This window comes from Citrobacter sp. Cpo126 (genome assembly GCF_030332445.1).
Taxonomy (GTDB): domain Bacteria; phylum Pseudomonadota; class Gammaproteobacteria; order Enterobacterales; family Enterobacteriaceae; genus Citrobacter; species Citrobacter portucalensis.
This window is the reverse complement of record NZ_JAOWHT010000023.1, coordinates 20,933-27,164: the sequence shown is the minus strand read 5'-3', so window position 1 is coordinate 27,164 and position 6,232 is coordinate 20,933. Positions and strand designations below refer to the sequence as shown.

The 6,232-nt window shown below is 50.2% G+C and carries 9 protein-coding genes; 3 read left to right on the top strand and 6 right to left on the bottom strand.

Features of this window, described 5'->3' with window-relative positions; genetic code table 11:
- Positions 1–300: 300 nt before the first annotated feature.
- Positions 301–855, top strand: coding sequence for a gamma carbonic anhydrase family protein (locus OGY17_RS03215; protein WP_286606386.1), 555 nt, complete (start codon positions 301–303; stop codon positions 853–855).
- Here the strand turns inward: OGY17_RS03215 and OGY17_RS03210 are convergent.
- The 6 genes from OGY17_RS03210 to dprA are packed head-to-tail and all read right to left on the bottom strand — an operon-like array spanning position 831 to position 4,623.
- A complete protein-coding gene (locus tag OGY17_RS03210) occupies positions 831–1,088 on the bottom strand; it encodes a DUF1488 family protein (protein WP_008786281.1) in 258 nt (85 codons plus the stop codon). The genes OGY17_RS03215 and OGY17_RS03210 overlap by 25 nt on opposite strands.
- Positions 1,085–1,906 (bottom strand): shikimate dehydrogenase, encoded by an 822-nt coding sequence (gene aroE / locus OGY17_RS03205; RefSeq protein WP_125363755.1) that lies wholly within the window; start codon positions 1,904–1,906, stop codon positions 1,085–1,087. The genes OGY17_RS03210 and aroE overlap by 4 nt, the downstream gene beginning before the upstream one ends.
- A 1-nt stretch (position 1,907) precedes the next feature.
- The gene (tsaC, locus tag OGY17_RS03200) at positions 1,908–2,480 is read right to left on the bottom strand and encodes an L-threonylcarbamoyladenylate synthase type 1 TsaC (RefSeq protein ID WP_008786283.1); all 573 of its coding nucleotides are present in this window, start codon (positions 2,478–2,480) and stop codon (positions 1,908–1,910) included.
- A gap of 4 nt (positions 2,481–2,484) precedes the next feature.
- Complete coding sequence (locus OGY17_RS03195) at positions 2,485–3,027, bottom strand: DNA topoisomerase family protein (protein WP_008786284.1); 543 nt, start codon at positions 3,025–3,027, stop codon at positions 2,485–2,487.
- 26 nt (positions 3,028–3,053) lie between these two features.
- A complete protein-coding gene (gene smg, locus OGY17_RS03190) occupies positions 3,054–3,527 on the bottom strand; it encodes a DUF494 family protein Smg (protein WP_003031162.1) in 474 nt (157 codons plus the stop codon).
- Entirely contained in the window at positions 3,499–4,623 is a 1,125-nt protein-coding gene (gene dprA, locus OGY17_RS03185) for a DNA-protecting protein DprA (RefSeq protein ID WP_258893481.1), read from the bottom strand. The genes smg and dprA overlap by 29 nt, the downstream gene beginning before the upstream one ends.
- Before the next feature lie 129 nt (positions 4,624–4,752).
- On the opposite strand from dprA, the gene def reads away from it, so the two are divergent.
- Together def and fmt are read left to right on the top strand one after the other, a co-directional pair.
- Positions 4,753–5,262 (top strand): peptide deformylase, encoded by a 510-nt coding sequence (def, locus tag OGY17_RS03180; protein WP_003828283.1) that lies wholly within the window; start codon positions 4,753–4,755, stop codon positions 5,260–5,262.
- A gap of 14 nt (positions 5,263–5,276) precedes the next feature.
- A complete protein-coding gene (fmt, locus tag OGY17_RS03175) occupies positions 5,277–6,224 on the top strand; it encodes a methionyl-tRNA formyltransferase (RefSeq protein WP_153752127.1) in 948 nt (315 codons plus the stop codon).
- The last annotated feature ends 8 nt before the right edge of the window (positions 6,225–6,232 follow it).

The following is a 6,232-nucleotide window of genomic DNA, read 5'->3' as shown; positions in this document are numbered from 1 at the left end:
AGGTGGCGTATATTACGCTTTCCTCTTTCAGAGTCAACCCTCATTTTCAGGTTTTTCTCTTCAACCGAACCGGCTGTTTGCGTGAAGTGATTCACATCCGCCGTGTCGATGGAGGCGCATTATAGGGATCCCATTTTTTAGCACAAGTATTTTTTGGATCTTTTTTTCTGAATGCTTGTTTTTCACTCCTTTCGCTACATTCCTGCGCAATTTGGCTGATTTTTGATAGCTAAACCACTTGCACAGTCTCAATAATCCAACCAAAGTCTTCATTACTGCTCTATTTTCGTTGAGGTAAACATGGCTGATGTACTGCGTCCTTATAAGGATCTTTTCCCACAGATCGGAAATCGCGTGATGATCGACACCAGCAGTGTCGTCATTGGTGATGCTCGTTTGGCTGATGATGTTGGAATTTGGCCACTGGTTGCCATTCGTGGCGACGTTAACTATGTGCAAATTGGTGCCCGTACAAACATTCAGGACGGCAGCGTTCTCCATGTCACACATAAATCCACGTCTAATCCGCAGGGTAATCCATTGATCGTGGGTGAGGATGTAACGGTCGGTCATAAGGTCATGCTACACGGCTGTATCATTGGCAACCGCGTATTAGTCGGCATGGGTTCGATTCTGCTGGATGGCGTGGTAGTAGAAGACGACGTTATGATTGGGGCTGGGAGCCTGGTTCCCCAAAACAAACGCCTGGAAAGCGGGTATCTGTACCTGGGAAGCCCGGTTAAACAAATCCGTCCATTAAGCGATGAAGAGAAAGCAGGCTTACTATATTCAGCTAACAACTATGTTAAGTGGAAAGATGAATATTTAAGTCAGAGTAACCAAACCCAACCTTGAGCATCTTCCTGCTGGGCCTGGATCAATCCTTCAGCTTCTTCTTCCAGATCCCAGCGATGCTGTTGAAAGATTTCCAACCACTGTTCAGGCGTGTCGCCGCCAAAGCGGGACGCCAGCATCTCTCCAGAGATGGCACATGTTAACTGCATACCATGAACCATCGCCGGAAACACAACGGCGTTGACATCCGTGCGCCATTCTTCTCGATCGGGAAACTGGATCGCCTGATTCATGCCGACAATTCCTGCTGCATGCTTTTAATGACGGGTTCAATCTGCGGCAAAACCCCATGCCAGAGTAAAACGGCGTGCGCTGCTTGCCCCACCAACATACCCAGGCCATCAGCATATTGTTTCGCCCCATGTTCGGCACACCAGGAGAGGAACGGTGTATCTCCTTTCTGATAAAACATGTCATAACAATAGACAGATGAGTGAATAAGAGATGTCGGAATAGCCGGGATCTCACCGCTAATTCCGCTGGATGTCGCGTTAATAATCAAATCAAAACTGTAATTATCAAGCTCGTCCATTCCTACCGCCTGTACGCTGCCGGTATGGGAGAAGATTTGTGCCAGTTCTTCAGCGCGCGAAGCGGTACGGTTAACAATAGTCACCGCACAATCCATAGAAAGAAGAGGTAATAAAACTCCACGGGATGCACCACCCGCACCAATCAGCAGAACTCGCGATCCGGGACGAATGAAAGATAAACGCTCAAGATCGCTCAACAAGCCGATACCATCCGTGTTGTCTCCCAGTAAACGCCCATCCTCCAGCCGTTTAAGGGTGTTGACCGCTCCAGCAAGCGATGCCCGCTCCGTTAGTTCATCGGCACGTGCAAATGCCTCTTCTTTAAAAGGCACGGTGACATTTGCCCCCTTCCCGCCCTCAGCAAAAAAAGCGTTCAGCGTATTCACAAAATCATTGATAGGCGCCAGTACACGCCCATAGGAGTGATCAATCTTCAGCTGCTCTGCAAATTGCTGATGAATAAAGGGCGATTTACTGTGCGCTATCGGATTACCAAAAACAGCATAGGCTTCTTTCATATTACCCCTGTCGAAACTGTTCACCTGTCAGAGCATCACGGATCTCCGAAGGATTCAAACGCCCCCCGGTCTCCCCTTCAACCACGGGAAAGTCTGTACCGAACTGTGCGCGAACTTCCTCTACCGTTCTGCAAGGCGGTAAGCCACTCAAATTAGCACTGGTAGAAACTAACGGTTTGCCATAAGCCTGGCACAACGCAACCACCAGCGGGTGATCGGTGACGCGAACAGCCAGAGAATCAAAGCGCCCGGTCAACCAGCGTGGCGTTGTCGCAAGCGCTGGGAAAACGAAGGTAACAGGACCAGGCCAACGGGCGAAAACAGCGTCACGTTGAGCATCGGTGAGCATGCTATCGTCGATATATGGTTTAAGTTGTTCAAAGTTTGACGCGATTAAAATTAACCCTTTATCGACCGGACGTTGTTTTAGCGCCAACAAACGGGTTACAGCCGTTTCGCTATCGGGGTCGCAGCCGACACCAAATACAGCTTCAGTTGGATAGGCGATGACTTTTTCTTGTTTCAGAACCGCTATCGCCGCAGCGATAGCGTCTGTGGGCAGGCTATTATTCACTTTTTTATTCCGCCGAAATCGGCTTTCCACATTGTTTACTGGCACAGAAATGCTTCACACCCTGCGCGGTTTTCTTTTCGATGAGAAGCGGATAATGACACTCAGGACATTCTCCGGCTAACGGTTTGAAGTTAATGACAAACTGGCACTCCGGATAGCGATCGCAGGAGTAAAAGGTTTTGCCATAACGGGAACGCCGCTGGACAAGATGACCAGTCTGGCATTGAGGACAGACTATTGCTGTTTCATCAGGCTTGTCGATGAGCTCGGTGTGATCGCACGCAGGATAGTCACTGCATCCAATAAACATACCGAATCGTCCCTGTCTCAGCACCAGCTCAGCGCCACATGCAGGACAAAGCTTACCCTCCAGAACTTTGACTACATGTCCGTCCGCGGAAGATTTCAGCGGACGGATGTAATCGCATTCTGGATAGTGTGAACAACCGAGAAACGGACCGTGTTTCCCGGAACGAATAACCAGTTCAGCCCCGCATTGTGGGCAGGGCTCGTTTTTACGCACCGTGAACAGTGCTGATTTAGCCATAACAACTCATACTGAATGAAGATTGATTAATGCAGCATACCTTCATTCACTTCAAAGAGTAATTCTTCCATTTGCTGATAGGCATTTTCACAACCTGGAATGTTGAATAGCACCATCAGAATCACCCACTTCAGGTCTTCCAGATCGAACTCTGCCGTATCTAGCGCGAGTACGCGCTCAATAACCATTTCTCGCGTTTCGAGGTTTAGCACCTGAATCTGCTCCAGGAATAGCAGGAATCCTCTACAGCTTGCATCCAGTCGGTCGCACTCTTCCGCAGTATAAATACGTATAGAAAGAGGGTCCGATGCCAGCTGCATAGGTTCAGCAAGACCATCCTGATAGTCAGCAAGCTTCTCCAGCCAAAGTAACGCGTTGTAAATGTCTTCACGATCAAAACCAGCGTCGGTAAGATCCCGTTCCAGTTTGTCCTGATCCACACGCAGCTCAGCTTCGTTATGGATATATGTCTCAAACAAATACATTAGTACGTCGAACATGGCATGCCCTCCTCAATCGGACATAGCCGCCGGGTACAGCTGCGATCCACCCTGCTAACTCCAGTTCGAGCAGTTGAGCCACTACCTCTGGCACAGGTTGGCCGGCACGTTCAGCGACGACGTCAACAGGTGTTACCTCATCTCCTACGTTAGCCAGGAGCTCCGGAAATGGCAATGCCACCTCTTCGTGATCTGGCGAATAAATTGATTTTTCAGGTTCATCTGGCAACCATTGCAGCCCATATTGCAAATTTTCAAGAATTTCCTCTGGTGTCGTCACAAGCATGGCTCCCTGCTGAATAAGCCAATGCGGGCCTTCACTTCCCGGGCTCCCAATCGACCCAGGTAAAGCAAACACCTCCCGCCCTTGTTCAATTGCACAGCGAGCAGTAACCAGCGACCCGCTACGCTGTGCAGCTTCGACAACCAGTACACCTTTACTTAGACCACTGATAATACGATTTCGTCGGGGAAAATTGCGCGGCAAAGGGAGCATATCTAATGGGAACTCAGACACCAGTGCGCCCCCAGCCTCAATAAGTCGCTCCGCAAGACGGATATGCTGCCGTGGATGAATGGTCTCAAGTCCATTTCCCAGCACCGCAATACTTGTGCCTTGTCGGTTTATCGCAGCATTGTGCGCCACGCCATCAATCCCCCGGGCCAGACCGCTGGTGATCGTCACCCCACATGCAGCAAGCTTTTCACAAAACAACCGTCCCCAGCGTTCGCCATACCATGAATGTTGTCGACTACCGACAACGGCAACTTGAAATGAGTGGAGGCATGCGGGAGTTCCTGCAACAAAAAGCACCCCAGGATAATCCTCAATCGCACGGAGCTGTGGCGGATAATGCTCGCTGTCGGCAACCACAAAATGGTGGTTAGGCTGTTCAAGCCAGCGCAGCGTTTTTTCCAGCGTCAGATCTGAAAAGGTTAAAAAGCGTCTTGCCTGGCGTGGAGAGAATCCTGCCTGCAAGAGTACCGCGTTGTTAATGCACGGTTGAGTATTGAGCCAGTGAGCAACGCGCACTATCTCATCACCATACAGTTCATTCACTTGCGCTAAACGTAGCCAAATTTCGATTTGGGTCATCCCTGTTCCCCTGCCACAAGCAGTCCTGGCAATCTTTGCGATTGGTCACTGATGCTGTCAATCAGAGGGGGTTTTGTCTAGAATAGAGGTAATAATCTTTTCAACTCCTGAACTCAACTCTGGATAACTATGTCAGTTTTGCAAGTGTTACATATTCCGGACGAGCGCCTTCGCAAAGTCGCAAAACCGGTTGAAGAAGTGAATGCAGAAATTCAGCGTATCGTTGATGATATGTTCGAAACGATGTACGCCGAAGAAGGTATCGGTCTGGCAGCAACACAGGTCGATATTCATCAGCGCATCATTGTTATTGATGTCTCTGAAAATCGCGATGAGCAGTTGGTACTCATTAACCCAGAACTGCTGGAAAAAGACGGCGAAACCGGCATTGAAGAAGGCTGTCTGTCTATTCCTGAACAGCGTGCGTTAGTACCGCGTGCAGAGAAAGTAAAAATTCGTGCGCTCGATCGCGACGGCAAATCTTTTGAACTGGAAGCTGATGGCCTGCTCGCTATCTGCATTCAACATGAAATGGATCACCTGGTCGGTAAACTATTTATCGATTATCTGTCTCCGTTGAAGCAACAACGCATTCGTCAGAAAGTTGAAAAACTCGACCGCCTGAACGCCCGAGCTTAAGGACAAGAATCAACGTGTCAGACTCACTACGTATTATTTTTGCGGGTACACCTGACTTTGCAGCGCGTCATCTCGACGCGCTGCTGTCTTCTGGACATAACGTCGTTGGCGTGTTTACCCAACCGGACCGCCCGGCGGGACGCGGGAAAAAGCTGATGCCCAGCCCGGTAAAAGTGCTGGCAGAAGAAAAAGGGATACCGGTTTTTCAACCCGTCTCTCTTCGCCCTCAGGAAAACCAGCAACTGGTTGCTGATTTACACGCAGACGTGATGGTGGTGGTAGCATATGGCCTGATCCTGCCAAAAGCAGTACTGGAAATGCCGCGCCTGGGTTGTATCAACGTTCACGGTTCCCTGCTTCCGCGCTGGCGGGGTGCAGCACCGATCCAGCGCTCACTGTGGGCAGGCGACGCCGAAACCGGTGTTACCATCATGCAGATGGATGTTGGCCTCGACACCGGTGATATGCTGCTGAAGCTGTCCTGCCCAATTACGGCAGAAGATACCAGCGGTTCGTTATATGACAAGCTGGCAGACCTGGGGCCTCAGGGGCTGATTGAAACGCTAAAACAGCTGGCTGCCGGCACAATAAAACCGGTGGTACAAGACGAATCACTGGTTACGCATGCAGAAAAACTCAGCAAAGAAGAGGCCCGTATCGACTGGTCGCTTTCGGCTGTTCAATTGGAACGCTGCATCCGCGCCTTTAACCCGTGGCCAATGAGCTGGCTTGAAATCGATGGTCAGCCAGTGAAAGTCTGGCAAGCTTCGGTTATTGCTGTAAACACCCAGGCCGAGCCAGGCACCATTCTAGAGGCGACAAAGCAGGGTATCCAGGTCGCAACAGGCGACGGCATTCTGAATCTTATCTCTTTGCAGCCTGCCGGTAAAAAAGCCATGAGCGCGCAGGATCTGCTTAATTCGCGCCGGGAGTGGTTCGTGCCCGGAAACCGTCTGTCCTGACGGTTCAT

Excerpts from the sequence above, each read along its gene's own strand:
- aroE (WP_125363755.1), bottom strand. The coding sequence starts at position 1,906 with ATGAAAGAAGCCTATGCTGTTTTTGGTAATCCGATAGCGCACAGTAAA.
- dprA (WP_258893481.1), bottom strand. The coding sequence starts at position 4,623 with ATGACCCAAATCGAAATTTGGCTACGTTTAGCGCAAGTGAATGAACTG.
- OGY17_RS03215 (WP_286606386.1), top strand. The coding sequence starts at position 301 with ATGGCTGATGTACTGCGTCCTTATAAGGATCTTTTCCCACAGATCGGA.
- OGY17_RS03210 (WP_008786281.1), bottom strand. The coding sequence starts at position 1,088 with ATGAATCAGGCGATCCAGTTTCCCGATCGAGAAGAATGGCGCACGGAT.
- def (WP_003828283.1), top strand. The coding sequence starts at position 4,753 with ATGTCAGTTTTGCAAGTGTTACATATTCCGGACGAGCGCCTTCGCAAA.
- smg (WP_003031162.1), bottom strand. The coding sequence starts at position 3,527 with ATGTTCGACGTACTAATGTATTTGTTTGAGACATATATCCATAACGAA.
- OGY17_RS03195 (WP_008786284.1), bottom strand. The coding sequence starts at position 3,027 with ATGGCTAAATCAGCACTGTTCACGGTGCGTAAAAACGAGCCCTGCCCA.